Origin of the sequence: Luteitalea pratensis, from assembly GCF_001618865.1 — a bacterium.
In the GTDB taxonomy this organism is placed as follows: Bacteria; Acidobacteriota; Vicinamibacteria; order Vicinamibacterales; family Vicinamibacteraceae; genus Luteitalea; species Luteitalea pratensis.
The window spans coordinates 3,444,242-3,470,575 of sequence record NZ_CP015136.1; the positions used below are offsets into that span (position 1 = coordinate 3,444,242).

The 26,334-nt window shown below is 67.4% G+C and carries 20 protein-coding genes, 1 other RNA gene and 1 pseudogene; 11 read left to right on the forward strand and 11 right to left on the reverse strand.

The window, feature by feature from the left end; genetic code table 11:
• Positions 1–267: 267 nt before the first annotated feature.
• The gene (gene istB / locus LuPra_RS14115) at positions 268–1,101 is read right to left on the reverse strand and encodes an IS21-like element helper ATPase IstB (RefSeq protein WP_201792188.1); all 834 of its coding nucleotides are present in this window, start codon (positions 1,099–1,101) and stop codon (positions 268–270) included.
• The gene (istA, locus tag LuPra_RS14120) at positions 1,098–2,114 is read right to left on the reverse strand and encodes an IS21 family transposase (protein WP_157899179.1); all 1,017 of its coding nucleotides are present in this window, start codon (positions 2,112–2,114) and stop codon (positions 1,098–1,100) included. Before istA ends, istB begins: the two co-directional genes overlap by 4 nt.
• A 532-nt stretch (positions 2,115–2,646) precedes the next feature.
• On the opposite strand from istA, the gene LuPra_RS14125 reads away from it, so the two are divergent.
• The 5 genes from LuPra_RS14125 to LuPra_RS14145 all read left to right on the forward strand — a co-directional run bounded on the left by LuPra_RS14125 (position 2,647) and on the right by LuPra_RS14145 (position 4,970).
• Positions 2,647–3,192 (forward strand): hypothetical protein, encoded by a 546-nt coding sequence (locus tag LuPra_RS14125; protein ID WP_110171345.1) that lies wholly within the window; start codon positions 2,647–2,649, stop codon positions 3,190–3,192.
• 208 nt (positions 3,193–3,400) lie between these two features.
• Positions 3,401–3,934, forward strand: coding sequence for a recombinase family protein (locus tag LuPra_RS14130; protein ID WP_110171346.1), 534 nt, complete (start codon positions 3,401–3,403; stop codon positions 3,932–3,934).
• Positions 3,934–4,065: a hypothetical protein gene (locus tag LuPra_RS33905; protein ID WP_257724511.1), complete on the forward strand. Its 132-nt coding sequence runs from the start codon at positions 3,934–3,936 to the stop codon at positions 4,063–4,065. Before LuPra_RS14130 ends, LuPra_RS33905 begins: the two co-directional genes overlap by 1 nt.
• Before the next feature lies 1 nt (position 4,066).
• Entirely contained in the window at positions 4,067–4,612 is a 546-nt protein-coding gene (locus tag LuPra_RS33705; RefSeq protein WP_237050915.1) for a hypothetical protein, read from the forward strand.
• A gap of 13 nt (positions 4,613–4,625) precedes the next feature.
• Entirely contained in the window at positions 4,626–4,970 is a 345-nt protein-coding gene (locus LuPra_RS14145; RefSeq protein WP_110171348.1) for a hypothetical protein, read from the forward strand.
• A 727-nt stretch (positions 4,971–5,697) separates the two neighbouring features.
• Here LuPra_RS14145 and LuPra_RS33275 read toward each other — a convergent pair.
• Positions 5,698–5,832: pseudogene (locus tag LuPra_RS33275) on the reverse strand (ATP-binding protein); the annotation flags it as partial.
• Positions 5,833–5,982: 150 nt separating this feature from the next.
• Positions 5,983–6,338, reverse strand: a transfer-messenger RNA (tmRNA) gene (gene ssrA, locus LuPra_RS14150).
• Between the two features lie 210 nt (positions 6,339–6,548).
• Here ssrA and LuPra_RS14155 point away from each other — a divergent pair.
• Positions 6,549–7,850 (forward strand): hypothetical protein, encoded by a 1,302-nt coding sequence (locus tag LuPra_RS14155; RefSeq protein WP_110171349.1) that lies wholly within the window; start codon positions 6,549–6,551, stop codon positions 7,848–7,850.
• A gap of 201 nt (positions 7,851–8,051) precedes the next feature.
• Positions 8,052–10,316, forward strand: coding sequence for a lytic transglycosylase domain-containing protein (locus LuPra_RS14160; protein ID WP_157899181.1), 2,265 nt, complete (start codon positions 8,052–8,054; stop codon positions 10,314–10,316).
• A gap of 89 nt (positions 10,317–10,405) precedes the next feature.
• Here LuPra_RS14160 and LuPra_RS14165 read toward each other — a convergent pair whose 3' ends face one another.
• From LuPra_RS14165 to LuPra_RS14175, 3 genes are read right to left on the reverse strand one after another with little or no spacing between them, the layout of a single operon-like run.
• A complete protein-coding gene (locus LuPra_RS14165) occupies positions 10,406–11,632 on the reverse strand; it encodes a pyridoxal phosphate-dependent aminotransferase (protein WP_110171351.1) in 1,227 nt (408 codons plus the stop codon).
• Between the two features lie 55 nt (positions 11,633–11,687).
• On the reverse strand, positions 11,688–13,325 hold the full coding sequence (locus tag LuPra_RS14170) for a hypothetical protein (RefSeq protein ID WP_157899182.1): 1,638 nt from the start codon (positions 13,323–13,325) through the stop codon (positions 11,688–11,690).
• Entirely contained in the window at positions 13,292–15,214 is a 1,923-nt protein-coding gene (locus LuPra_RS14175; protein WP_157899183.1) for a hypothetical protein, read from the reverse strand. The genes LuPra_RS14170 and LuPra_RS14175 overlap by 34 nt, the downstream gene beginning before the upstream one ends.
• Before the next feature lie 26 nt (positions 15,215–15,240).
• Here LuPra_RS14175 and LuPra_RS14180 point away from each other — a divergent pair, with 26 nt between their 5' ends.
• Entirely contained in the window at positions 15,241–17,967 is a 2,727-nt protein-coding gene (locus LuPra_RS14180) for a hypothetical protein (protein WP_110171354.1), read from the forward strand.
• 22 nt (positions 17,968–17,989) lie between these two features.
• Here the strand turns inward: LuPra_RS14180 and LuPra_RS14185 are convergent, their stop codons facing one another.
• The gene (locus tag LuPra_RS14185) at positions 17,990–18,811 is read right to left on the reverse strand and encodes a hypothetical protein (RefSeq protein ID WP_110171355.1); all 822 of its coding nucleotides are present in this window, start codon (positions 18,809–18,811) and stop codon (positions 17,990–17,992) included.
• A 61-nt stretch (positions 18,812–18,872) separates the two neighbouring features.
• Between LuPra_RS14185 and LuPra_RS14190 the strand changes: the two genes are divergently transcribed.
• Genes LuPra_RS14190 through rfaD form a run of 3 tightly spaced genes read left to right on the forward strand, consistent with a single transcriptional unit; the run spans position 18,873 to position 23,525 of the window.
• Positions 18,873–20,630, forward strand: a complete 1,758-nt coding sequence (locus LuPra_RS14190) for an ABC transporter ATP-binding protein (protein WP_110171356.1) — start codon at positions 18,873–18,875, stop codon at positions 20,628–20,630.
• Positions 20,630–22,534 carry an ABC transporter ATP-binding protein gene (locus LuPra_RS14195; protein ID WP_110171357.1) on the forward strand — a complete coding sequence of 635 codons (1,905 nt, stop codon included), beginning with the start codon at positions 20,630–20,632 and terminating at the stop codon, positions 22,532–22,534. Before LuPra_RS14190 ends, LuPra_RS14195 begins: the two co-directional genes overlap by 1 nt.
• A complete protein-coding gene (rfaD, locus tag LuPra_RS14200) occupies positions 22,527–23,525 on the forward strand; it encodes an ADP-glyceromanno-heptose 6-epimerase (RefSeq protein WP_110171358.1) in 999 nt (332 codons plus the stop codon). Before LuPra_RS14195 ends, rfaD begins: the two co-directional genes overlap by 8 nt.
• Positions 23,526–23,784: 259 nt before the next feature.
• On the opposite strand, the gene LuPra_RS14205 is transcribed toward rfaD, so the two are convergent.
• The 3 genes from LuPra_RS14205 to thiL are packed head-to-tail and all read right to left on the reverse strand — an operon-like array spanning position 23,785 to position 26,332.
• Entirely contained in the window at positions 23,785–24,528 is a 744-nt protein-coding gene (locus LuPra_RS14205; RefSeq protein ID WP_110171359.1) for a class I SAM-dependent methyltransferase, read from the reverse strand.
• Positions 24,528–25,163 carry a 3D domain-containing protein gene (locus LuPra_RS14210; RefSeq protein WP_110171360.1) on the reverse strand — a complete coding sequence of 212 codons (636 nt, stop codon included), beginning with the start codon at positions 25,161–25,163 and terminating at the stop codon, positions 24,528–24,530. The genes LuPra_RS14205 and LuPra_RS14210 overlap by 1 nt, the downstream gene beginning before the upstream one ends.
• The gene (gene thiL, locus LuPra_RS14215) at positions 25,163–26,332 is read right to left on the reverse strand and encodes a thiamine-phosphate kinase (RefSeq protein ID WP_157899184.1); all 1,170 of its coding nucleotides are present in this window, start codon (positions 26,330–26,332) and stop codon (positions 25,163–25,165) included. The genes LuPra_RS14210 and thiL overlap by 1 nt, the downstream gene beginning before the upstream one ends.
• Between the last annotated feature and the right edge of the window lie 2 nt (positions 26,333–26,334).

Below are 26,334 nucleotides of genomic sequence, written 5' to 3' on the forward strand. Positions count from 1 at the left end.
CAGTGGACGTCTAGAGACGCCGCGCCGGCGTCTTGACTCTGCTCGCAAGTCGGAGCGCGGTCGTAAGAATTCGCCGAAGGCGCGAGTTCTGATAGGTAAGGAGGGACTTGCGGCGAGTAGCACAGTAGTGACGCGAAGGCCGGCGGGTTGTCGATACCCCCAGGGCATCGAATACCCCCAAATCGCCGCGTACCCCCTGTCAACGCCGGCCGAAAATCTGACAGATCCGCCGATTGAAAATCTGACAGATCGACGAGGGGACGAGCCTCAGGACGTCGCGACCTCCTGCCGGGGGCGCCGGCGGCGAGCCGCCGGCGCGTCGTCGTGCGTGGCGTGCAGGGTCTGCCAGAGCTCGGTGTGCTGCCGCATGCGGTAGCTGTTGCCGCGAATCGTGACCAGATGACAGTGGTGGACGAGGCGATCGATCAGCGCCGCGGCCATGACCTCATCACCGAAGACCTCGCCCCATTCTTCAAAGCCCTTGTTGGAGGTCAGCACCGTCGAGGCGTGCTCGTAGCGGCGGGTCATCAGCTGGAAGAAGAGCATCGCGCCGGTGCGGCTAATCGGCAGGTAGCCGATCTCGTCGACGACGAGCACCGCCGGATGCGTGAGGATCTTGAGGCGACTCTGGAGACGGCCCGCCGCCTGCGCTTCTTCGAGCGACGTGATGAGGTCCGCGAGGGTCCCGTAGTAGACGCGTCGGCCGCTTTGCGCCGCCGCGATCGCGAGGCTGATCGCGAGGTGCGTCTTGCCGACGCCCGGTGGGCCGAGGAAGATGACATTTTCCCGGCGCTCGACAAAGCCGAGCTCGTGCAGGCTCTCGATCTGGTCCCGCCGCAGCGACGGCTGAAACGTGAAGTCGAAGTCGTGGAGCTGCTTGACGGCCGGCAGTCGACTGGAGCGCATCGCCGCCTGCAGCCGTCGGTTGTTGCGCAGCTGAATCTGCGCGGTCAGTAGCTGCTCAATCGCATCGGGCGCCGTCAGCGCACCGCCGTCGATATCCCGCAGGATCGTGTCGAGCGCTTCCAAAGCGCCGGGCATGCGCAGGTCGGCCAGGATGTGCCGGAGGCGATCACGGCGCGAGAGGGGAAGGGTCTTCATGCGAGACCTCCCGTGAGCTGGGCGTAGGCCGCCAGCGGGCGCTTCTCGACCGGCACCACCGGCGGCACGCGTCGTACGGCCGCCGACGTCACCGCCGGCGCATCGAGCACCAGCGACGTGTAGCGGCGTGCGGGCAGCGGCAGGAGCAACCGTCGCTCGTCGCGCTCGAAGCGCTCGCGTGGTGCCTCCTGCGTGGTGGCATGGCGCCGCGCATTGGCGACGCGCTCCAGCCAATCGGCGCACTGCTGCGCCAAGTCGGCGTCATTGAGGAACGTGCGGCCGTACACGAGATTCTCTCGGACGTAGCGCACCGGACGCTCCACCTTGCCCTTGGTCTGGGCGCGATAGGGCCGACACGCGCGCGGCGTGAAGCCCCAATGGTGCGCAAAGCGGAGGAACTCGAGATTGCGCACCAGGGCCCCACCCTGGAGACGCAAGTCGCGCGTGATCACCGTTTTCATCTGATCAAACAGGAGCTCCTGCGGCACGCCGCCCATCGCCAGAAACGCGTCCTCGAGTCCAGTGACCAACGTGTGCATGTCTTGGCGCGCACCGAAGCGACACCACAGCAGCCGCGAGTAGCCGAGGACCACCAGCAAGGCGTAGCGCTTGCCCCACGGGAACTGGAACTCCGCGAAGTCCACCTGCGCTTGGCGACCGGCCGGTGTCTCGAAGCGCACCACCGGCGCTGGCGGCGGGACGGGCCGCAGCTGCCGCACCAGCGCGGTGAGCTGGGAATACCCGCCGGTGTACCCGGCGGCGCGGATCTCCTCGGGCAGTCGCACGGCCGACAGCGCGGGATACGCCGCGAGGCGGACCTCGATGATCGATCGGTACCGATCCAGCTTGGTCCGGATTGGCCGGCGCGGACCGTACGGCACCGGGGTGTCGTCCAGCTCACGATCGAGATCGCCGTCACGAATCCAGCGGTGGATCGTGTCGCGACTGACGCCCAGCTCGCGCGCCAGGGCGCTCTTGCTCTTGCCGTGCTCGAGATAATGCCGGAGCAGCATCCGGGTCTCCCGTCCGAACATCGCGCCTCCGCTGGTGGGAGACGCATGGTGAAGGAATCACCGGCCGGGAGCCACGCTCGCAGCCGGCAGCCAGGTCGCGCTGCCGACTGTCAGATTTTCACCCGCCACAACTGTCAGATTTACCACCGGCGCCAACACCCCCAGAAGTACTCCCGCCGAGCACGTGTAGGAGGTCGACGCTAGCAGCTGGCCGCGGCGCCGACGGGCGAGAAAGTGGTGAATTGTTCGGGATTCGTGAGGCAGAGCCAGACGTCCATGGATCACCATGGACGCCTTCGGACAACTCTGGACGAATAGTGGAGGCGGCGGGAGTCGAACCCGTTCTGGCGCTTCACCGTAACTTATTGATGGTGTTGGACTTGTGGCACAACTCTAACGGCGTCAACGGGTTACCTGTTGTCCTCCATTCCACCCTTGTCAACTGGTTTCCACACGATTCGACCTGAGTCGTGCAACAGGCGAGCAACAGGCGAGCAACAGAAATCGCCTGCCGCCAAGGAGAACAAGGGTGATGTACACGTTCAACGATCAACTCACGACGGACCAGAAACTCGCGCTGCTTGATGAATGGATCGCGGGCACCATGAAGGCTGTGGCCGACTCGGCACCGGACGGAGACCATCCGGACGCGGAGAAGCACGGCGAGGCGTGCGAGCGACAGCGGATGCTGGGCCAATGGGTGAACCTGGTGCAGGTGGAGAGGGAGTTGGCTGCCTCCCAGGCGGATCTCGATGATCCGGATCCCGACGGCGACGCGATGCAGGAGGCATGGTGCCGCCGGACGCGGCTGATGCTCAAGGTCGCGGGCATCGAGGTGCAGCTCCGCGCCGAGAGGCGGAAGCAGTCGCCCGATGCCGACCGCATCGCTCGCCTCCGTGCCCGGAGCAAGGGGCTTTACAGGAAGCTGTCCACCGCCCATGAGCAGGCCCAGGGCTTCGCCCTCGCCGAAACGGCCCGCGCGTTCGCCGGGTTGGAATGCGAGGGAGAGGGCTGCACCGAGGCGCAGCCTTGCGCCCCGTGCGCGTGCAGGCAGGCATTGGTGGCGGCAAGGGAGTAGGCCGATCGATCGAAGGGGGGATACGGGGGGGATTGGCACCCCCTCCGCGCCCCTCCTCGGGCGCTTCCACAACTAGGTGCGAAGGGAGGCCGCGGTGATTGCGACTTTCCTCCGATGCCCCCCTAGCTTAGCTAGGCGTCGCCCCTTGTGCAGCGCGTGCCCGCCAACGCACGCAGGCCCCCCGCACCATCTACTCATAGGCAATCCAATGCGAGCAGCCCTCTACGCCCGTGTGTCCACCCTCGATCAAGAACCCGAGAACCAGCTCCTCGAGTTGCGTGCCTACGCCGCCCTTCGCGGATGGCAGGTGCGCGAGTACGTTGACCATGGCGTCAGCGGCGCTCGTGAGTCCCGCCCCGCGCTCGACGCCCTCGTGCGCGATGCGAAGCGCAGGAGGTTCGATGTCCTTGTCGTCTGGCGGCTCGACCGGCTAGGCCGCAACCTCCGCCACCTGGTCCTGCTGCTCGACGAACTGCAAGCGACTGGCGTGGACTTCGTCACGCTGGGGGAGGGCATCGACACCTCGACGCCAGCGGGCAGACTGCAACTCCATATCCTATCGGCGATGGCTGAGTTCGAGCGGGCGCGGATTCCCGTGTTGACAGATGTGTCCGTCACGCAGACGATTGCGCCCAAAAACATCAGAGGCGGCAGAGTAGGGCCGCGTAGGCATCGCAGATGGAAACCAAGGCCATCACCCTCTCGGCATCCGAGGTCGCACAGCTACGGCGTGCCGCCCTGATGCTGCACCGCCGCGCCGTGGACGTGCAACTGGGCGCGAACGCGGAGGTGGTGGCCAGCCGCCTCGCCGAAGTCGCAGATACGGTCCGCTACCTCCTCGACCGCGGCGAAGAGCGTGGGAAGGTGCATTGACGTGAGGACCATGTCGGACAAGCCGCTCCCCGGCGACTGGCTGATAGAGGAAGTACCGGCCACCCGTGAGCCAGACAAACCACGCACACTCCTGTTCCGATTGTGGCTGATGGGGCGAGAGGCCACCATCGACGACGAACATGCCTTCGCATCGCGCCAGGACGCGGAGTGGGCGGTGATTCAGCGGGCGCAACGCGATCATGCCGACGCGTGGCGAGTCCATTCAGATGAAGCCACGCTCCTGGAACGGTTCCGCACCCCCTTTGAAGACGACGATCCATCGAGGAGCACCATGGCTAAGAAGAGCGTGAAGAAGGCGACCAAGAAGACTGCGAAGCGATCCACCACCAAGCGTGAGTTGATCGACACCGGCGTGGACAAGCGGTACGCGAAGCGAGCCGCCGATGGCACCTGGACCGACATGGACGGTGTGGGGCGCTCCCTGCGTGCCGATCGCGCACGCACCGCGAAGACTGCGGTGAAGCCAGGCCATGGCGACCAGGGCGATCGAAAACGCGCCACGAAGAAGGCTGCGAAGAAGAGGTAAGGAGGTGGGCAGAATGACACCGCCCGACGACAGCAAGATGGACGCGGAGCGTAAAGCCGTCGCCCTGTTTCTCAACCGTATCCGTTCGCTCGCCGGGTACAAGGATGCCATCCAGTGCGCGGAGGAGCGCCCGCCGAAAGGCCAGCCGGGCCGCGCGATCCGCAGTCGGTTCGATGGCTTCCTGCACTCGTTCGTCATTCCCGAGGGCGCGGGCCTCGATGAAGCGATCGAGTACGCCCGCTTGTTCGAGTGCTTCGTGCGGGAAGGCGCGGTCAGGAAGGACACGGTGGCGTTCCTGCGGGGGCGGATTCAGCGGAGTATGGCGGCCCTGGAACAGCGCGGTGGTAGTCAGGGCTAGGTGCGTAGTCGGAAGTAGGTTTGCGACTGTCGCGCTCGGATGGCGGCGACGATGGCGGGCACGCGACACCGAGGTACTGGCATCGCGCCCGTCCACGCCGTCCGTTCAGTCCACCCCAATTCACCCTGTTCCCCCAATGACCTTGCTTTCTCACCTGGGAGTGAGGAGACCGGACGGACTGGACGTTCTGGACGGCCGTGGTAGTCAGCCTCCATTGCGATTCTTCCGCCTCAGTCCACTCGTTGACTGCCAGCCTCGACCCACCAGAGGCCATCGGCTTGCCTGTCCAGCCGTTCAGGAAGCGCCTGGAGTGGGGCTGCATCACAGCACCCGAGTCCTCCTGCTGCCGTAGGCGCTCTCACGTTCGCGCACGTACTCGCTGACGCCTAGCACGGTTCCTGGCCACTCTTCGTCCAGCAACTCGCGCCCCTAACAATGGTAAGTCGTGCTGCCCCCATGTCCGAGCGTGTTGGGTATTGGCGCCTCGCGGCTCGAACAGATGAGCTTATGATGCGTCACGGCGCAGGCTGGGAGAACCAGTCGCAGGCCGGACAACTCTGGGACGGCGATTCCCTTCGGCTCGACTGGTACGACGGACTGGTAGAGCCCAAACAGGGTTGCCCTCCAGAGAATCTGGAAGTTGGGCCTCGGTGGACGGGTCAAAACCGGCCATTTCATCGACAGGCAAAACCGGCCATTGCTGGCGGGTGTCGAGACGACCTGAGTTCTACTGCGGCAGCGCCTCCGGACGCAAGTCGGTGTGCACCTTGGTCCGCCAGCTGCGGGGCCCGCACTTGAGCACATGGGCATGGTGCAGAAGCCGATCGAGCAGCGCGGTGACGGCCGCCGTGTCGCCCACCACGATGGGCTACACCCACGTCACGCCCGGGGCGCTGCACGACACGATCAACCTGCTCAACCCTCCCCCAGCCGCATAAGGCGGGGCCGTGCAACAGGCGTGCAACAGCCTCGGCTTGACGGCCGTAAACTGTTGCAATACAATGGGTTTGGGTGGTGGAGGCGGCGGGAGTCGAACCCGCGTCCGAGGGCGCATCGCCGCAGGACTCTACGTGCGTGTCCGCTCTTGAAATCTCACTGTCAGGCTCGAAGAGCGACGAGAAAAACCTGACAGCCAGTCCCGGTATGTCTCGCCCCCACACGCCGAGACGCCACGTGGGGGCCAGCCCTCTGAATGGCGCGTCATCCCCGGTCGAGGGCGCTCTGGGGTGACGCGTCGCCGTTATTTAAGCGGCGAGTGCAAGCTGCGGTTCCGCAGTTACATTTGGTTTCCAAAGGATTTACGAGGGATTTGGAGTCCTCGGCACGCATCCCACGGTTCCACACCTCCGTCGAAGCCGTGACGCCCCCCTTGGAGATGCCGCCGCGGGCCGTGACCCGCGACTGCCCGTCCTCACCCCACCGCCCTGCCATGGCTTTCCTTGCCATTTCAAGTCTGACGACGTGACGACGATAGTGACAGTGTACGCGGGGGAGGGACTCCCTCGCAAGCGGGATGTCGAGCAATTTCCGGCAGTTTCCACGCCTTGACCGGGTGGCATGGGCCTCGCATCATCCCGCATGGCCGGCCACTTTGTGTGGGATCAGACGCCCGCCCCCAGGACGAACATGTCGCTCGAGACCCGTATCACCGAGGCCGCAACCGAGGCGGTCTTCCGCCTGCACGACGACCTCCGCGCCCGGCTCACCGCGCTGTCCGACGAGCTCCGCGCCGCCGCGGCCGCCGCCGGTCACGAGGCCGAGATTGCTCACGCAGAGGCGACCACCGTCCTGCAGGATGAGATCGCCCGGCTCCGCGCCGAGGTGGCCGACCGCGACCGTCAGCTGGCCGACCTCGACCAGCAGGCGAACACGGCCCGGGACACGCACGCCGTCACGCTCGCCCGCTTCCGCCAGCACGCCGACGCCACGCTCGCGGATGCCGAGAAGGCCCTGGTCGAGGCCGTGCGGCAGGCGCAGCTTCACGAGGCACAGAGCAAGGCCGCGGACCGGCTCGAACCCCCACAGGTCGCGAGCCACGACGGATCCGCTCGCGTCCAGGCTCTCGCCCTTGCCGTCACTGGCATGGACGACGCCACGACGCTGAGCGAAGTGCTGGATGCCCTCAGCGACGGGCTCAAGGCGCAGGCGCCGCGCAGCGCCGTGCTGGTGTTCCAGGACGACCGCGCGCGCATCTGGCGCCGCAGCGGCTTCCCGCAGGAGACGCCAGGTATTGGCGCCGAACTCCACCTGCCCGACCACGCGGACCTGATGGCGATCCTCGACAGCGCCGCCCCGGCCATCGTCGAAGGCTCCGATGAGCAGGGCGCCGTGCTTGGCCTGGCGCCGCTTCCCGTGGGCCAGCAGGGTCTCGCCGTCCCCGTCGCGATCGGTGGCCAAGCGGCCGCGCTCGTCTACGCCGACGGTGCCAGCACCGGCAAGCCGGCACTGGCTCCCGGCTGGACCGACGCCGTGGAGGTGCTCGCACGTCATGCAGCCCGATGCCTCGAAACCCTCACGGCGATGCGGGCAGCAGGCTATGCGCGGACCCAGCGTCCTGCCGTTGTCGTCCCCATGCCGCCGCATCTGCGGATCGTGCAGCGCCCGACGCTCGAGACCTCCATGGGCGACGCGATCGAGCAGGCTCGTCGCGTGGCTCGGCTGCTCGTCTCGGAGATTCGTCTGAACAGGGAAGCCGACGTGATGGAGGGACGCGCCCAGGGCGATCTCGGCACGCGACTCGGTGAGGACATCGAACGCGCACGTCGTCAGTACGTCCAGCGGGTTCCGGAAGCGCTTCCCGGACGCGAGACCTTGTTCGACGAGGAAGTAGTGCGTACGCTGGCCAACGGCGACGCGACGTTGTTGCGCACAGGTTCTTAACGCTTAACGCTTAACGCTTAACGCCTAACGCTTAACGCCTAACGCGGAACGGTCGGCTGGCGGCCAGTCGCTGGATGCTGGCCTTGCGCTCTCGTACCCTGTAGCCTGTAGTCAGTCGAATTCGCCCGACCCCTATCGCTCACGACCCGCCTCATGCCAAGCCCCTCGTCACCTGCGTCGCGTCATCCCCACTGGCGAGGCGTGTGGCTCGTCACGGCCGGGATTGCGGCATGCGTTGCCGCGGGACTGGTGACCGGCAGGTGGTGGCCTCGCGTGTCGTACTCGTCGCGTGCGGCCGCGCAACTGGCGCCCACGGCCCATCCGCCCCTCCCTTCGCGCATCGAGGATGCCTGGCTGGTCCCGTCGGACAAGGAGCGTCAGCGGATCGCAGCACGCCCCGGCGTGAAGACGCTGCGCGCTGCTGCCACTGCCATCCGTTCGGGTCGGTTCGACGAAGGTGCTGCCGCACTTGACGGCACGCGCCTCGATGGCACACCGCTCGAACCCTACGTCGAGTACTACCGCGCCCTCGTGGATCTCCGGCTTCGGCGTCCCGCACCGGCGCGGACGCGTTTGTCCGCGTTGCGTCGCTCGCTGAGTGCCGGTCGGCTGCGGCAACTGGCGTTGTCGGCCGAGGCGGAAGCCGCCCTGAGCCTCGATGACGCCGCTGGAGCGGCAGCGCTGCTCGAAGAGCTGTATCCCTTGCTGACGAAGAATCGCGACGTCGTCCTCGACCAGTGGGCGACCGCGGCGCGGGCGGCCGGACGCCCGCAGGACGCTACGCGTCTCTGGCTGCGGCTGTACTACGAATTTCCGACCAGCGATCTCGCCCCGGGTGCCCTTCGCCAGGCCGAAACGACCATGCAGGGCGCCGCGGTGGGAACGCCGGATGCCTTTCCGCACGACCTGACGCGCGCCGAGGCGCTGCTTGCCGCCGGGCGCGCGGCCGATGCCGAGGCCGCCCTGAAGCAACTGGAAGCACTGCTGCCGGCGAGTGCTGATGCTGCTGATGCGCAGGCGCGACGCGACCGTATCCAGCTCCGCCTCGCCCAGGCGGCCTGCGCGCAGCGGCGCTGCGGTTTCGCACTCACGGCCCTGACCGATCTCGCCTCGCGGGGTGTAGGAGCGGGCGAGGCGCAATACCTGCTGGCCTCAGCCCTGCGCGACGAGGGACAGGCGGGACCGTACCGCGAGGCCATCGAGTCGCTGGCCGCTATCGCACCCGGCAGCCCCGCCGATCCGTGGGTGGAACGGGCCCTCAACGAGTACGGCACCTACCTGGTGAAGATGGATGCCGACGCCGACGCGGCGGCGATTTTCCGTCGCCTGTTCGATCGGCATCCGTCCGGCCGCTATGCGGAACGCGCCGCGTGGAAGTACGGCTGGTCGAGCTATCGCGGCCGGCAGTTCGACGAAGCGATACGCGTCTTCGAACTCGCCGCGTCGACCATCCCACGCGCCAATACCCGGCCTGCCTGGCTCTACTGGGCCGGCCGATCGCGCGAACAGCGCAAGGACGTCGACGGCGCCACGCGGGTGCTGACGCTCGCCGCGCTGGACTACTTCCACTCGTACTACGGACGCATTGCGTCCGAGGCGTTGACGCGCCTCGGAGCGCCCGTCCCGAGCGACCGCGCCGCCGTTGTTCCCGGGATCGTCCTCGCCGCGGTGGATGGCGGGGACCGCGACGCGTCTCCCGACGACGTGCAGGAGACCCGTGCCGACGATGCGACGATGGTGGCCACCGAGCCACCACCGAGCGCGGACCTGATCACGTGGCTCGTGTCCGCGGGCATGTTCGACGAGGCCATCGAGGAGATGCAGCACGCGCAGCGCGCGCATGGCCGCACCCCGAAGCTCGACGCGACCCTCGCCTGGGTGTACCGCCAGCAGGGGGAGATCCGTCCGGCCATCAACACGATGCGCCGGGCCTACCCGCAGTACCTGTCGGTCGAGGGCGACGCCCTGCCGCGCGAAATCCAGGAAGTGATCTTCCCGCTCGAATACATCCAGGTGATCAAGCGGTACGCGGCCCAGCACGGTCTCGACCCCTTCGTCGTCGCCGCCCTGATCGGGCAGGAGTCGTCATACGTCGCTGACGTCCGATCGCCGGCCAATGCGTGGGGACTGATGCAAATCCTGCCGTCAACGGGGCGGCAACTGGCCCGTGCCGAGGGCGTGCGGCGCTTCCGTACGCAGATGCTGACCGATCCGGAGACCAACGTGCGGCTCGGAACCCGACACTTCGCGGGGCTGGTCCGCAACCTCGGCGGGGTGCCGTACGCGCTCGCTGGCTACAATGCCGGCAGCGCCCGCGTCATTCGCTGGAAGGCCGAGCGGGGCCCCCTCGAGCAGGCCGAGTTCATCGACGACATCCCGTTTCCGGAAACACAGATCTACGTGAAGAAGATCCTCGGCACCGCCGTCGACTACCGCCGCCTCTACGGAAACGTGCTCGCGGAATAGCGCGCGCACCGCGCCAATGCCGCGATGCTGCAATGCCGGAATGTCGAGTGCAAGTGCTTTCGACATTCCAGCCTTTGAGCATTCCAGCATTATCCGAGAAACGCCCTGAACAGGCGTTCTTCCGCGGCGGCGAGCGTTTCCTCCTTCTTGCAGAAGCAGAAGCGCAGGCACTCGCGGCCGCCACTGCCGGCCCGGTAGAAGCTGCTGCCGGGCACCGCAGCGACCCCGACCTCGGTCGCCAGCCACCTCGCGGCACTCACGTCATCCCCGGCAGCCGGGCCCTTGCCTTGACGTCGTGCCCGGGCCAGAGGTTCGCGAATGTCGGTCATCACGTAGTAGGCGCCGGCCGGAGAACGCGGCGCGAAGCCGCAGCGCTCCAGCACCGACAAACATCGCTGCCGGCGCAGGTCGTAGTGGGACGCGAGCGAGCCGAAGTAGGTGTCGGGCATGTTGAGCGCGAACGCGGCCGCTTCCTGCAGCGGTGCCGGTGCGCCAACCGTGAGGAAGTCGTGCACCTTCCTGATCGCTCCAGCCAGATGCGGCGGGGCAATCGCCCAGCCCACCCGCCAGCCGGTCACGCTGAACGACTTCGACAGGCTGCTGATGGTGACCGTCCGATCCGCCATGCCGGGCAGCGTGCAGAGCGGCACGTGCCGGGCCTCACCGTAGACGATGAACTCGTAGATCTCGTCGGTGATCGCAAGCAGGTCGTGCTCCTGGCAGAGGGCAGCGACAAGCTCGAGTTCCTCCCGCGTGAACACCTTGCCAGTGGGGTTGTGGGGCGAGTTGAGGACCATCGCCCGCGTCTTGGACGTCACCGCGGCGCGCAGTTCGTTGGCGTCGATTGACCAGCCGGGCTCGTGCAGTCGTACGTAGCGCGGTGTCGCGCCCGACAGGATCGCGTCGGGTCCGTAGTTCTCGTAGTACGGCTCGAAGACGATGACTTCGTCGCCCGGATTCACCGTCGCCAGGAGCGTGGCGATCATCGCTTCGGTCGACCCGCAACACACCGTGACCTGCCGGTCCACATCGACTGCCACATCGTAGTGGCGCTGCATGTGCGCCCCGATCGCCGCACGCAGGGACGGTGCGCCCCACGTGACCGCGTACTGGTTGACGTCGTCTTCGACCGCGCGGATCGCGGCCGCCTTGACCTGGTCGGGCGCCGGGAAGTCGGGGAAGCCCTGCGAGAGGTTGACGGCGCCGTGCGCGAGCGCGACGCGCGTCATCTCGCGGATGACCGATTCGGTGAAGCGGGACGCCTTGTCTGAGGGCTTCAGCATGTCCTGGTAGGGACCGCTCTCCGAGCGGTCCATCTCCGCGAGTGTCGTGAACGCGAACGAAGGGGCGAGGTCAAGAGCGCGATGGCGATCATGGACGCCTCGGAGAGGTATCCCTAGCACCAATCCTGTAGATCCGTCGACGTCTATCGGTTGCGATCAAGCGTACGCCATCGGCTCTCTGCAACACCGCGACCGCATCGGGCACTTTCGCGACGTCGACGACGATGTGGGTCACACCGGCGTGGCGGAGGGCATCGAGTGATGCCGGATCGGGGAAGGTCCTGAACGCCAGGTAGTGCTGCACGTAGCTCGAAGGCGTGTAGCCCGAATAGCCGTTGAGCAGCCGTCCCCAATGGCGCGTCGAGGCATGAACCGCCGCGGCGTTGGCCGCGACGCGCTCGGGTTCGGGAAAAGGCAACTCGGCGACGACGGCGGCGTCTTCGAGGGCGAGTGCGGCATACACCGCAGGGATCCCCTCGAAGCGGACGAATGCCATCGGGGCACGCGCGTTCTCGACGTTGACGCCGACCACAGCCACCAGGCCGGCCACATGGGCGAGGCGGACACGACCGCCTGCGGCAAGACGGACACGGATCGCGGCCAGGCTGAATGCCGCCAGCACACCCACCGCGAGCAGTGGCAGGAGCGCGAACCTCGCCACGGCACGGATGCCCTGCAGAATGGGAATGAGGTCGTACAGCAGCGAATACCCGGGCAGGGCAGGGCCGAAGCTCAACGCGGCACCGACGATGCCGATGGCCAGCCACATGCGCGCACGTGCGTCGCGCCAGGCCAGACCCGTGCCGATGGCGACGAGGGCGAGCACCCACGGCAGCACGCCGGGGAACGCCGCGGAGTTGGCCTCGCGGTACCACGGGGCATTCCAGGTCTCGAAGTGCAGCCGGGCGCCGGTCGCGATGAAGTTCTGCCAGACGCCGGAGTAGAGCCGCACTTCGTCGACCGATCGCGTCAGTCCCTGGTCGTGCTGGACGCGGTAGTACTGGACGAGGAACGGCGCGCAGATGGCAACGGCCAACGCCGCCGCAGTGAGAAGCAGCGGCAGGCGGGACCGCAGGCGGACGCCCGTCCACTCGCCAGGTCGCGCGATGGCACCGACGACGAGTGCGATCGCCGTCATCACCAGAAGATAACCGGAGCAGAGCATCTGCAGCGCCGTCCAGCCACCGAGGCGCAGCGCATCACGACGCTCGCCACGCTGCAGCACGTCATCGAGGGCGAGCAGGGCGAGCGGCAGGAACTGGAGGTGCATGGCCTGGATATGTGCCATGCGGGTGAGGGTGTCGGTATTGAAGGCCGCGAGGCTTCCCGCCAGGACCGCGGCGTACCAATCGCCGGTCCACTGGTGCAGCACCAGCGCCGTCGTCCAACCCGTCAACGCCAGGCCGATCCACAGCGTGACGTTGTAGGCGAGCACGGGGGAGCCACCCATCCAGAAGATCGGCGCCGAGAACAGTGCCGGTACCGCGAGGTGCTCGGAGAAGGCGAGCGTGCGCGGCTCGGGGAAGAAGATGTTGGCGTCGAACAACGACAATGGGTGCGTGGCCAGCGCGTGTGCCACCCAGCCGAGGATCCACTGGTTGAGGAGACCATCGGCGCTATCGGTTCGCGAGAGGGTCGCGGGCGCCGTGACCAGCGGCCACGTGTGCGCCAGCGCCAGCAGCACGAAGAGCCCTAGCGCGGCGCTCCGACGATCTCGTAGAGCCACACGTCGCCTTCGCCGATGATCGGCCGCACGTAGTCCTTGTATTGCTCGAGCCGCTCACGCAGTCGCAGCCGGCTGCGGCTGTCGTAGTAGCGCGTGTGAAAGATCGCGTACTTCGCCTGATGCCGATCGACGACGATGTGCAGTGACTCGGCGGTAGGGAAGCTGCTGATCCGGATCACCTCGTCGCGGAACCATTGCGGGATGTGATCGCTGTAGCCGTTCACGAGCGGATGCCAGTGATACGTGGATAACAGCAGGTATCGGGAATGTCGCGGGAAGTCGGTGCGCACGTACCAGAACGGCAACTCGACGACCGCGCCCGGCGGCAGCGTGGCAAGCCGGCGATGCGCTTCTGGTGCGGGTGCGGCGTCCTCGAGGCGAATCGGCGCGGTGGCGTCCTCGGCGGCAAACAACACGGCCAGCACCGAGCCGACCAGCCACGGCGATCGCCCAGGACGTCGTTCGAGCCAGGCCTGCACGGCAACGAGTGCGAGCACGCCCAGCGCCAGGACTACCAGGATGCCGAAGCGGCCAGGTGCCCGCAGGAACGTGAACACCGGGATCGTCTTGTAGAGGACCGTGTAGAGCCCCGCCTTTGGCCCGAAGCTGGCCCAGAACGCAATCAGCCCCACCAGGCCGTAGAACACCGCGGTTTCACGCCGCCTCGCCTCGCCTAGCGGCGTGCCCTCGGTCATCGGCCTTCCACCTTCGCCAAGGCTTCGGCGGACAAGTCGGCCATCGGCCTTCGGGGCTCCGGACACGAGACTCGGGAGTCGGGAGTCGGGCGTCGCGTGATCTGGCAGGGTCGGCTCTCCCTTGGGCGCCGAAGCCTTGGCGGAGGCGGCGAGCCCGGCCATCTGTCGGACACGTCCGGCAACTCCAACTGCGGGGTCGGCCGGGATGTCGCGATCGCCCGACGCCTCGTGACGCGTAGGCGCCGGACGTGTCCGGCGCAACCCCACCACAAGACCGGTGAGGCCGAGCGCCGTCAGTAGGAATCCCGGGAACAGGACTTCGTTCCAGTGTCCCAGCCGCGGCAGCATCCAGCGATGTGCCCAGGCCGACGATGCGAGCCAGGCCTGCCAGTCGGCCGAGTACATCGCGGCATCGTCGAGGAGGCGCGTGAACCCGAGTTCCTTCTGGACGCGGACGTAGGGCAGGAAGAACGGCGCCACCAGGCTGACGCTCGCGACAGCACCGAGGCCGATCGCGATCCAATAGCCGCGCTCGCGCCACAGGCCGCGTGTGTAGCCGTAGTACAACGTACCGAGACCGACCGTGAGCCCGGCGAAGATGCCGAAGTATGCGCACGCAAGGGCCTGGATGGCGAGCGATGCCCCGAGCCACACGCCCCGTCCCCACGTCGGGCGCTCCACGACGCGATGGAACGCCTGCATTGCGAGCGGCAGGCCGAACGTCATCATCAACTGGATGTGGGCCGTGCGTGCGAAGAGATATGGGCAGTAGGTGAAGGCCACCGCGAACGCCGCCGCGGTGCCCGATGACGCCCCGAGCGTCTCGGCACAACCCCAGGCGAACACGAACGCGAGCACCAGTGCCGTGAGAATGGCGCCGTTGTGCGTCGCATACGGATTGCCACCGCTCGCGAGGTGGAAAGGAACGCCGAGCGCACCGGTGACGACGTTGGCTTCCGAGTACGCCAGCGTGTCGCGATCGGGGTGGAAGATGTTGGCCTGGAAGAGCGACGCTGGCGTCGTGGTGAGGGCGTGGGCGACCCACGTCACGGTCCACACGCTGAATTCACCGTCACCGAAGTTGAGGCGCGCAGAGCGGTTGAACTTGCTCGCCATCGGCCAGGTCATGGCCACAGCGAGAAGAAGCCCCAACACCAGGCGGCCGCTCCATGTCGCGGCGCGTCCGGACGGCATGGGGGCGTATGGTAGCATGCCGCCCGATGGCCGTACTGGTGCCGCTCGTCACCGTTGCGGCGCTCGCCATCGCGGGCTGGCTCGCGTCGGGCATCGTCACCGTCCAGTCCCTCGCGGCGCCGTCACGCATCGGCCTGCTCTCCCCGCCACAGACCATCATCGTTGTCCTGCTGCCACTGCTGGCGCTGGCGGCCCTCGTGTCGCGTCGCGACCGCCGGACAAGTCCGGCGGCCACGCATGGGGAACCGGCGGCTACACATCAGGGACCGGCGGCTACACGGTTGGCCACGCTCGCGGTGCTGCTTGCACCCATCGTGCTGCCGTGGTTGCCGCTGCCGTTACCGGCGGCGCTGTTGGTCTGGACGGGTCCGCTGGCGCTCGCCTGGTGGTTCGCGTCGGTTGCGTACACATACGCTGACGCGTTTCGAGCGACGTGGGCCGCGCTCCGCCTTCGCCCCGGCTTCGGCGGACAGGTCGGAGAGCGGGCCCTACCACGTCTGATCTGGTCGCCATCACGTGCGCCCCTCGCGGCGGCGGCCATCACGGGCATGGCACTCGTCGCGGCGGCGTGGCGCATGGGACCACAGCATCCGAAGGGTGACGAGCCGGACTACCTGATCATCACGCAGAGCCTGCTGCTCGACCACGACCTGCAGATCGAGAACAACCACGCGCGTGCGGACTATGCGATCTACCACCGTGCGCCGCTGCCGCCGAGTTATCTCGCACGGGGCACGGACGGCGCGATCTATTCCGTGCACGCGCCAGGCCTGCCGGCGCTGCTGGTACCCGGGTTTGCGGTGGCCGGCTACCGAGGTGCCGTCGCCACACTGATCCTCATCGCGATGGCAGGGGCCTGGCTCGCCTGGTGGACGGCCTGGCAACTGACGCAGGACGTCGTCGCCAGTTGGGTCGGCACGCTCGCGACCGTCGGCTCGGCGCCATTTTTCCTGCACGGTGCGGCGATATTTCCCGATGCGCCTGCGTCTGTGTTCGCGTCATTGGCCGTCGCGGTGCTCGTGGCGGCGCAAGGCCGACCGGATCGCGGCGCGCGCTTGCCTATCGTGTCCACCTGCGCGGCGTCCCTGGCGCTGGGCCTGCTGCCGTGGCTGCACACGCGCTACGCGATCCTGTCGATCGGCTTCGGTGCGGCCATGTGCCTGCAGATCGCGGCACGGCGGGATTGGCGCGCACTGACAGCGTTCATGACGCCAGCGTCGCTGCTTGCCGCCTCGTGGTTCGGCTTCTTTTTCGTCGTCTACGGGACGGCCAATCCCTCCGCGCCATACGGGGCCTACACCCAGATGGCTCTGGCGCACCTGTTGCCGGGACTGCCAGGCCTGCTGTTCGATCAACAGTTCGGTCTTCTGGCGAGTGCGCCGGTCCTGATGGTGGTGCTCGTCGCGATGCGACGCACCCTGCGCGAGACTACGCCGGGCACGTGGTGGGTGGCACTGCTCGTCGTCTCACTTGCCCTGCTGTACACCTGCGTGGTCGGCGCGTACCGCATGTGGTGGGGTGGATTGTCGGCGCCGGCGCGCTTCCTGGTGCCGCTGATCCTTCCGCTCGCGCCTTTCATTGCGCTGGGTTGGCACTCGCTGCAGACGCGGGCATCACGGCACATGGTCGTGGCGATGCTCGTCACGTCGCTGGCGCTGACGGCGCTCCTCGTGTATGTGGATCACGGCGCACTGGCCTACAACATGCGCGACGGGCGCGCGCGTTGGGCCCGCTGGGTGAGCCCGCTCATCGATCTGTCCGGAGCATTGCCGGCCGCGCACCGCGACGCGCCGCCAATCGTGTTGCGCGACGCACTGATCTGGCTCATCGGCTTCGCCGTGGCATGGGTGCTGTGGCGAACGCTCGAACGTCGCGGACGCCTGACGCCACTTGTCCCGCTCGTGACGCTTGCTGCGCTCCTGCCCGCCGCGTCGGCGATGGTCTGGCTGTGCCACGGCGTGGGCGGCCTGGCCCCGGCCAGGTCGCAGGTCCTGTACCTCGCGCGCCGCGCATCGGCACCCGCGGACGTGCTCATCGCCATCACACGCCCCCATGTCGAGCGGACCCGCACCGGGTTCATCGTCGAACTCGATTCGCGCCGAGCGCCAAGCGCCTCCGATTACACCGTGCTGCGTCTCGACACGCTGCCGGCCGGCCGCTATCGACTCCTGACCGACGTCCGCGCCCCTGGTGCTCGCTTCGGTGTGACACTCGGGGATGCGCGCACCACGCGATTCATCGCCGACCTTGACGCGTCGGCGGGGCACGCATCACTTGCGTTCGACCTGGCACTCCCCGTCGAAAATGTCGTCGTCAAGGGATCGCGAGAAGCCGCAGAGGGCACAGGCCGCACCTGGGTGCTGGCCGACGAGGTCAGCCCGCCGCCGGCAGTCCCTCCCGCCACGCGGGCTCACCCCATGGGCGGCAGTGTGTGGTTGCTGCCGGAGGCGGATGTCTACGCGGAGCCAGGCGGCGTCTGGCTTGGCGGGGATGCCGACATCACGCTCGGGCTGCCATCGTCACTGCCGATGGAGGTGAATCTTCGTGCCGGCGCCGCCGACGTTGCGGTGGCGTGGTCTGCGACAGACAACGGTGAGGCGCGATTGTCTGCCGGTGAGACACGAACGGTGACGATGGTGCCGCGGCACGGACGGCTGCGTTTGCTGACCCGCGGCGGCTTCAGGCCGTCGCAGGTCTCGCCGGGCAACAAGGACCAGCGGTACCTCGGCGCGTGGATCTCGGCGCCGCGATAGCCACACCTTCCAACGGTTGGACTCAGAAGCGGGCCACGCCCATCACGTAGAAGCCCTTCATCTGGAAGTCGCCGAAGTCGTTCTCGGCCTGGTATCCGAGCGTGAGGCGGCGATAGCCACCGGTCACACCGAAGTTGTTGCTGAAATTCAGCGTGCTGTAGATGTCGAAGTCGTAGTACCGGCCGCCGTAATCGCGATCCTCGTTGTCAGGCAGCCTGAAGGCCGTGAATTCGCCGGTGACGGCAAGGTTCGGCATCAGGTAGCCGCGTCCTACCAGTCCGATGGCAGGGATGGGCGCCTTGGCTTCCGAGAACTCGTTGATGCCCACGGCACTGAGTTCGGCAGAGACGTGGGTGTACTTGGCCTCGGCGATGACCCCGAGGAAGCCGCGGTCGCGGTAGATGAAATCGTACTCGTAGCCGAAGCGCCAGGCGTCCCACTTGAACTCGCCCTGGACCGGCAGCCCGACCGAGTAGACGATGCCGTTGAAGACGACCGATCGGGTGAGGAGGCTGTCGATGTCGTACTTGATCGGGATGTACTCGACCCGGAACTTGTGCTTGCGCGCCGGGCGCAGCACCAGGCGGAAATCGCGGAACGTCTTCTGCAGCACATCGAGGTCGTTCGAGAGGCTGATTTCACTGCCGGTAATCCCGAACTGCTCGCTCGAGAACACGATCTCCGGCGTCGGATTCCAGAGGCCGAAGGCCACTTCCACGTTGTACTTCTCGCCCGTGGCCGGGTCGGACTGGTTGGGCGGGTACTGGGCGGCGGCCGGGGCGGACATGAGCAGCAGAAGGGCGCTCGCCGCGCCAGCACTTTCGAGAATGCGTCGAACCTTCATACCCACCCCTATCGGACAATCCGGCGTCGGACAACAGGGGTCGAGTCCCTATAATTGACGGGTGCTCGCCGCCCTGCGCCGGTTGCTGCCGTACCTCGGCCGATCCCGGCGCCCCATGCTCCTCGGACTGTGCTGCGCCATTGTCGCCAACCTGTTCGCCCTGTTGACTCCATGGGTGCTGAAATACGCCGTCGATGACCTGACGGCTGCCGTCACCCGCGCGAAGCTCGGCCGGTATGCGCTGGCGCTGCTCGCCATCTCGGCCGGCGGCGGCATCTTCCGGTATTTCATGCGCCGGCTCATCATCGGCGTGTCGCGTCGCGTCGAGTACGACCTGCGCAGCGACTTCTTCTCGCAGCTGCAACGCTTTCCCCGCGAATACTTCGACAAGGCGCGCACCGGAGACCTGATGTCGCGGGCGTCGGCCGACCTCGGCGCCGTGCGCATGATGGCCGGTCCGGCCGCCATGTACGCGGTATCCACCGGGGTCCTCGCCATCGCCGCGGTCGGCATGATGTTGTGGATCGACACCCGCCTGACGCTGCTCATCGTCACCTTCACGCCGCTGGTGTCGTTGATGGTGAAGTACTTCGGGCAGGCCATCCACACCCGTTTCGAGCGGATCCAGGCTCAATTGGCCGAGATCAGCGCCATCACCCAGGAGGCGCTCGCGGGTGTCCGCGTGGTCCGTGCCTATGGACAGGAAGCGGCCGAGCGGGCAAAGTTCTTGGCCGCCAGCGACGAGTACGTTGCCCGCAATCGCAAGCTGATCCTGCTGCAGGCCAGCTTTTTTCCGAGCATGACGTTCGGCTTCGGCCTCGCCATCGTCGCCTTCCTGTATCTCGGCGGCCGTGAGGTCATTCGCGGTTCGCTCACGCTCGGCGAGTTCGTGGCCTTCAACGGCTACCTCGGGCAACTGGCGTGGCCACTGATTGCGTTTGGCTGGGTCACCAACATGTTCCAGCGGGGGCTCGCGTCCTGGCAGCGCATGCTGGAGGTGTTCGACACCGCTCCGTCGATTGTCGACGGCCCCACCGCGCAGCGGCTGCCGGAGCCGGTGCGGGGCCGCCTTCGCGTGCGGCACCTCACCTTCGCCTACGGCACCGGTCCGGTCGTGCTCCACGACATCGATCTGCACGTGCCGGCCGGGTCCACCCTTGCGATCGTGGGCGCTACCGGCAGCGGCAAGTCATCGCTGGTGCACCTGCTCGTCCGCATGTACGACCCGCCGCCGGGCACCGTGTTCATCGACGGACACGACGTCCGCGACGTGCGCCTGGAGGACTTGAGGCGGGCGATCGCCTTCGTGCCGCAGGAGACGTTCCTCTTCAGCACGACGCTGGAGGACAACATCGCCTTCGGTGCCCACGCGATGCCTGACGCCCAACGCCGTGAACGAGTGGAGGAGGCTGCCGCGATCGCGCGGCTGGACAAGGACGTCGTGCAGTTTGCCGAGGGTTACCAGACCCGCGTCGGCGAACGCGGCCTGACCCTTTCAGGCGGCCAGAAGCAGCGCACGGCGATTGCCCGGGCCCTGATGACCGCCGCCCCCGTCCTCGTCTTCGACGACGCGCTGTCCGCGGTGGACACGTACACGGAGGAAGAAATCCTGTCCCGCCTGCGCACCGTCACAGCCGATCGGACCACCATCATCGTCGCGCACCGCATTTCCGCCGTCCGTCACGCCGACCAGATCATCGTCCTCGACGAGGGCCGGATCATCGAACGAGGCACCCACGACTCCCTGGCATTTGCGGGTGGCCCCTACAGCGAGCTCGTGCGCCAGCAGCAGCTCGAGGCGGAACTCGCCGTTTCCTGATGTCCGCACACGACGACGAGATCCTGGGCAAGGCGTACGACAGCCGGCTGATGCGTCGGCTGATGGGGTACCTGCGCCCATACAAGGTCCGTGCGGCGTTCGCGCTGGTGGCAATCGTCGCGGGAGTGGCGTTCTCGCTTGCGCAGCCGGTGCTGGTGAAGCGGGCCATCGACCAGTACATCGCGTCGGGCGATCTCGCCGGTGTCGGCACCGTGGCGCTGCTCTATCTCGGCACGCTCGTCGGCGCGTTCGTCGCCGAGTTCGTGCAGACCACGACGCTGCAGATGCTCGGGCAGCGAATCATGTACGACATGCGGCGGCAGGTCTTCGACCACCTCCAGCGGCTGGACCTGGCCTACTACGACCGTAACCCGGTCGGGCGACTGATGACGCGCGTGACGAGCGATGTCGACGCCATCAACGACCTGTTCACGTCCGGTGTCGTCTCGGTGTTCGGCGACGTCCTGTCGCTGCTCGGCATCATCGTCGTGCTGGTGTCGCTCGACTGGCGCCTGGCCCTGCTGACCTTCTGCGTCCTGCCCCTGATCCTGATGGTCACGCAGTGGTTCCGCCGCAACGTCCGCGAGTCGTACCGGGAGGTGCGCACGTGGGTGGCGCGCCTCAACGCGTTCCTGCAGGAAAACCTCACGGGCATGTCGACGGTGCAACTGTTCCGGCGTGAGGAGCGGGCGTTTGCCGACTTCGACCACGTGAACAGCGAACACCGCGACGCGAACCTGCGATCGATCTACTACTACGCCGTCTTCTATCCGGCGATCGAATTGATCGGCGCGCTCTCGACGGCCCTGATCGTCTGGTTCGGCGGCGGCTGGGTGCTGACCGGGACGCTCACCATCGGCACACTGGTGGCCTTCATCCAGTATGCGCAGCGATTCTTCCGCCCCATCTCGGACATGTCCGAGAAGTTCAACCTGCTGCAGGCCGCGATGGCGTCCTCGGAGCGGCTGTTCGGGCTGCTGGATACGCCGGTGATAATAACCGACCCCTCGCTGGCGCTCGGGGCTGAACCGGCCTTGGGCCCTGGGCCTTCGGCCTTCGAAAAACCGCGCGGCGCCGATTCGACGGCCGATGGCCGACGGCCGATGGCCGACAACGCGAAGCGATCGCGAGGCGCGGGGCGATTGGTCGTGGAGGACGTGTCGTTTGCCTACACGCCTGGCGTGGAGGTCCTGAAGCACGTGTCGTTCACCGTCGAACCCGGCCAGCGCATCGGCATCGTCGGTGCGACGGGCTCGGGCAAGAGCACGCTGATCAACTTGCTGCTGCGCTTCTATGACGTCGGCAGCGGGCGCATCCTGCTCGATGGTCGCGACATTCGCGAGTTGCCGCTGGCCCAACTGCGTTCGCATTTCGCCCTGGTGCTGCAGGACGTGTACCTCTTCTCGGGCACGATTGCGGGCAACATCCGGCTGGGCCGCCCGGACATCGACGACTCGCGCGTCCATGAGGCCGCCGAGGCCGTGCACGCCGCCGCGTTCATCCGCGACCTCCCGCATGGCTACGACACGCCGGTCGCCGAGCGCGGCGCGACGCTGTCGGTCGGGCAGAAGCAGCTGTTGTCGTTTGCGCGGGCGCTCGCCTTCGACCCGCAGATCCTCGTCCTGGACGAAGCGACGTCGAGCGTGGACACCGAGACCGAGATGTTGATCCGCGATGCGCTCCATGTGCTGATGGAGGGGCGGACCACGATCGCGATCGCGCACCGGTTGTCGACGATCCAGGACATGGACCAGATCCTCGTACTGCACCGCGGCGAACTGCGCGAGGCTGGCACCCACCAGGAACTGCTCGCCCTGCGCGGAATCTACCATCGGCTCTACCAACTGCAGTACCAGTCGCACGCACCCGCGGCGACGTTGCAGCATTCCCACGGAGATGCCTGAGTTGATCGACCTCGAACGCGCACGGGTGCTCGTGACCGGCGGCGCCGGCTTCATCGGATCGGCACTGGTCTGGGGCCTCAACAGCCGCGGCGCCTCGCGCGTGGTCATCGCCGACCGGCTTGGCACCAGCACCAAGTGGCGCAACCTGCGGGCGCTGCGGTTCGAGGACTATGTCGAGGCCGACGTTCTGCGGGAACGTCTCGACACCGGACGCCTCGGCGACTTCGATCTGGTGCTGCACATGGGCGCGTGTTCGGCGACGACCGAGCAGGACGCCTCGTACCTGGCGCGGAACAATTACGAGTTCAGCAAGGACCTGTGCCAGTGGGCGCTGTCGCACGGCGCCGCTTTCCTGTACGCGTCCTCGGCCGCCACCTACGGCGACGGAAGCGCGAGCATGGACGACGATGCCGCCGGCATCGAGCGGCTGCGGCCGCTCAACATGTACGGGTATTCGAAGCTGCTGTTCGATCGCTGGGCGCGCGATCAAGCACTGCTCTCACGCGTGGCGGGACTGCGCTTCTTCAACGTGTTCGGCCCGAACGAGGACCACAAGGGCGACATGCGGTCGGTGGTGCACAAGGCCTGCGCCCAGGTCAGGGAGGAAGGGCGCGTCCAGCTCTTTCGCAGTCACCATCCGGAGTACCGGGACGGCGAGCAGCGGCGCGACTTCGTCTACGTGAAGGACGTCGTGGACATGACGCTGCACGTTGCCGCGCGCGGTGCGACTGGACTCTTCAACATCGGGTCAGGGCACGCGCAGACATGGCTGGACCTGGTGCGGCCGATCTTCGGGGCGTTGCAGGTACCGGAGCAGATCGACTTCGTGGACATGCCCGCGGCCCTGCGCGGCACGTATCAGTACCACACGCAGGCCGACATCTCGCGCCTGCGCGCGACGGGATACGCCGCGCCGCCGACGCCGCTATCGGCGGCCGTCGCGGAGTACGTCGCGGACTACCTGGTGCCAGGCCGACAACTGGGCGATTGACGCCGAACGCCGAACGCCGAACGCAGACGCGTCGCCGCCGGACTCCAACGATATTCGCGCCTACGGCCTACGGCCTGCAGCCTACCTGGACCGGATATCGTGAGTACCAGTGGCGCAGGCGCCATGGATCACTTGTCCGGCGGTCGCCACGTCACTGAGCGTCGGACAAAGTCCGACGCCTGCATAGCCGGTTGAAGGGCGAGCGTCGCCCGAGCCGCGAATCCCGAATCGCGAGTCCCAAGTCCCGACGGCGGAGCCGTTAGCGCTTCTGCGCGAGGGCGAGGAGAGAACTGCCGATCGGCATGTCGAGGCGGCGCAGCAGCGCGGCTTCGCATTTCAGCAAGCCCGTCAACGTGTCGTTCACCACCGCCGACGGGACGGTGAAGTCGTCGTGGGCATCCTCGATCGCCTTGAGGCCGCGAAGGCGCTGCCACCAGCGCGCGCCGAGCATGATCGGGAACAGGGATGCATTGGTGAACGTCAGCCGCGCGACGTGGAAACCCGTGGCCTCGAGCATCGCGTGCAGTTCGCCGCGTTCGTACCGATGCGCTTCCTCGGCCAGGACGGCATGGTCGCCGCGCAGCGACTCCAGCGCCGCGACGTTCATCACCAGGTGACCACCTGGTGCCAGGATCCGGTGGAACTCGGCGAGCACCTGTGCTGCGATGTATGGCGGGAAGCATTGGAGGACGTCGAAGCAGGTGACCACGTCGAAGCTGTCGTCGCGAAACGGCACATGCAGGACGCTGGCTTGCGTGAGCCGATGCGTCCCGTGATCCTTGGCAAACTTCAGTCCGGTCCACGTGAGGTCGAAACCGTACGCGCTGCCGTACTGCGCGAGCATCGGCAGGTTCACGCCGGTGCCGCAGCCGCAGTCGAGCAGGCGCCGCGGTGGGTGGGCAGCGACGGCGGACGCCACGAGCGGCGCGACGAAGGCGCGAAAGCCCTTGAACCAGAAGTGTTCTTGTTCGGCGCGGCGGGTGGCTTCGAGCAGGAGATCCATCAGGGCTCTGGCGTGGGCGGCGGGATCCCGGGCGCGGGTGCCGATTGCGGTGGTGGAGTCGTGGCCGGAGGCCGGGCCGGTGCGTCGGCTGTCATCTCGGCCTCCCGGCGACGGAACTCGGTGCCGACGCGCTCGGGGGTGCTGGTTCGCGGGTTCCAGCCGAGGCGCATGACCTGCAGCCGGGTCGTCCGCCGCCCGAACGCCAGTGCCTCGTTGCAACTCCACATGTAGACGTCGATCTGCCGGCCCTTCACCCGCGGCCCGGTGTCGAGGATCGTGTAAATGCCGTTGTAGCGCGAGCCCAGGCCTTCGGCGCGGATGACCGAGCCGACAGGCAGCAGATCGGGATCAGCCGCGGCGATGCCGGTCTGGATGCCGGCCCCGGAGGCCGTCGTCGTGCCCTTGCAGTAGGCCGTCGCGCGGAACCGGACGGTGAGGCCCGGCGCCGGTGCCGCGACGTCCTCGGGATCGGGCGGGCCGGGCTGCATCACCGGGGTCTCCGACCGTGCAACGCGGCGGAAAGCGCGCGGCATGTACTCGGAGTCGAAGATGGGACTCTCGTACAGCAGCACGAACCCGAGGGCCGCGCCTACGGCCACGACGATACGCCGGCGGAGGGATCGGGTCAGCAGCATCACGCACCGGCCTCGGGGATACGACCTCCGGCGACGCTGTCGACCGACGAAAAATGCTCGAACCCTCCCGGCAGCGGCGACTCACGTCCGTCGGCTTGCACGATCAGGCAATCGGCTTCCCTGGTGCACATTCCAATCCGCGTCACCGGCGGCAGGCCCTTGCGGCCGCTCGCGTGCAGGAAGCGTCGGCGCGCCCGCCGCGGCACCGCGAACAACAACTCATAGTCCTCGCCCCCCGACCATGCGAGCGCATCGCGGTCCTCGTTCGTGCGCAGGGCCAACTCGGTTACCGCAGGGTCCACCGGCACGGCAGCGGCGTCGACGCGCACGCCGACGCCGCTGGCCCCGGCAAGCTGGCGCAAGGCGTCGGCCAGGCCGTCGCTGGTGTCGATGCAGGCCGACGCCGCCTTGTTCCGGCCAACCTGAAGACCGAGAGACACGCGTGCCTCCGGTCGTCGATAGCGGGTGAGGGCCGCCTCGATTGCCGATGGCAGGGCCCGTTCTCCGAACCGGCCGTCTCCGGGTTCAGCAGCGTCCGTCTCAGCGCCTTGTGGCGATGGCCGGCTCGGAGAGCCGGCCCTACCAATCGCGGATTGCAACCAGGCAAGGCCGGCGGCAGCCGCGCCGACGGTGCCGCTCACGTAGAGTTCGTCGCCCGGACGCGCGCCACTGCGACGAAGCAGGTGGCGCGGCTTCGCAGCGCCACTGACCGTGACGTCGACAAACAGCATCGGCGCCCGAGAGATGTTGCCCCCCACCAGTTGCACGCGCGCGGCCCGCGCCGCCGTTACGAGCCCGGTCACGAGGTCGGCCACCCATCGCGCTTCGAGATCGGCCGGCAGGCCGAGCGAGAGCAGGGCGACGCGCGGTTGGGCGCCCATCGCGGCCACATCGCTCAGGTTGACGTGCAGCGCGCGATGGCCCACGTCGGCGGCGCCACAGAATGCGCGCGTGAAGTGCACGCCATCGACCTGCACGTCTGTCGTCAAGACGTCCACGTGGTTGCGCCGCGGCACGACCACCGCCGCATCGTCGCCGATGCCGAGCAGCACGTCGGCCGACGACGCGCTGCCGACAGCGCTGGCGATCCAGCGGATCAGCGCGTGCTCGCCAACCTGCGCGCACGTGGCCGAGACGTCGTGGTCCCACCCCGGAAGGCCTGCCGCCATCA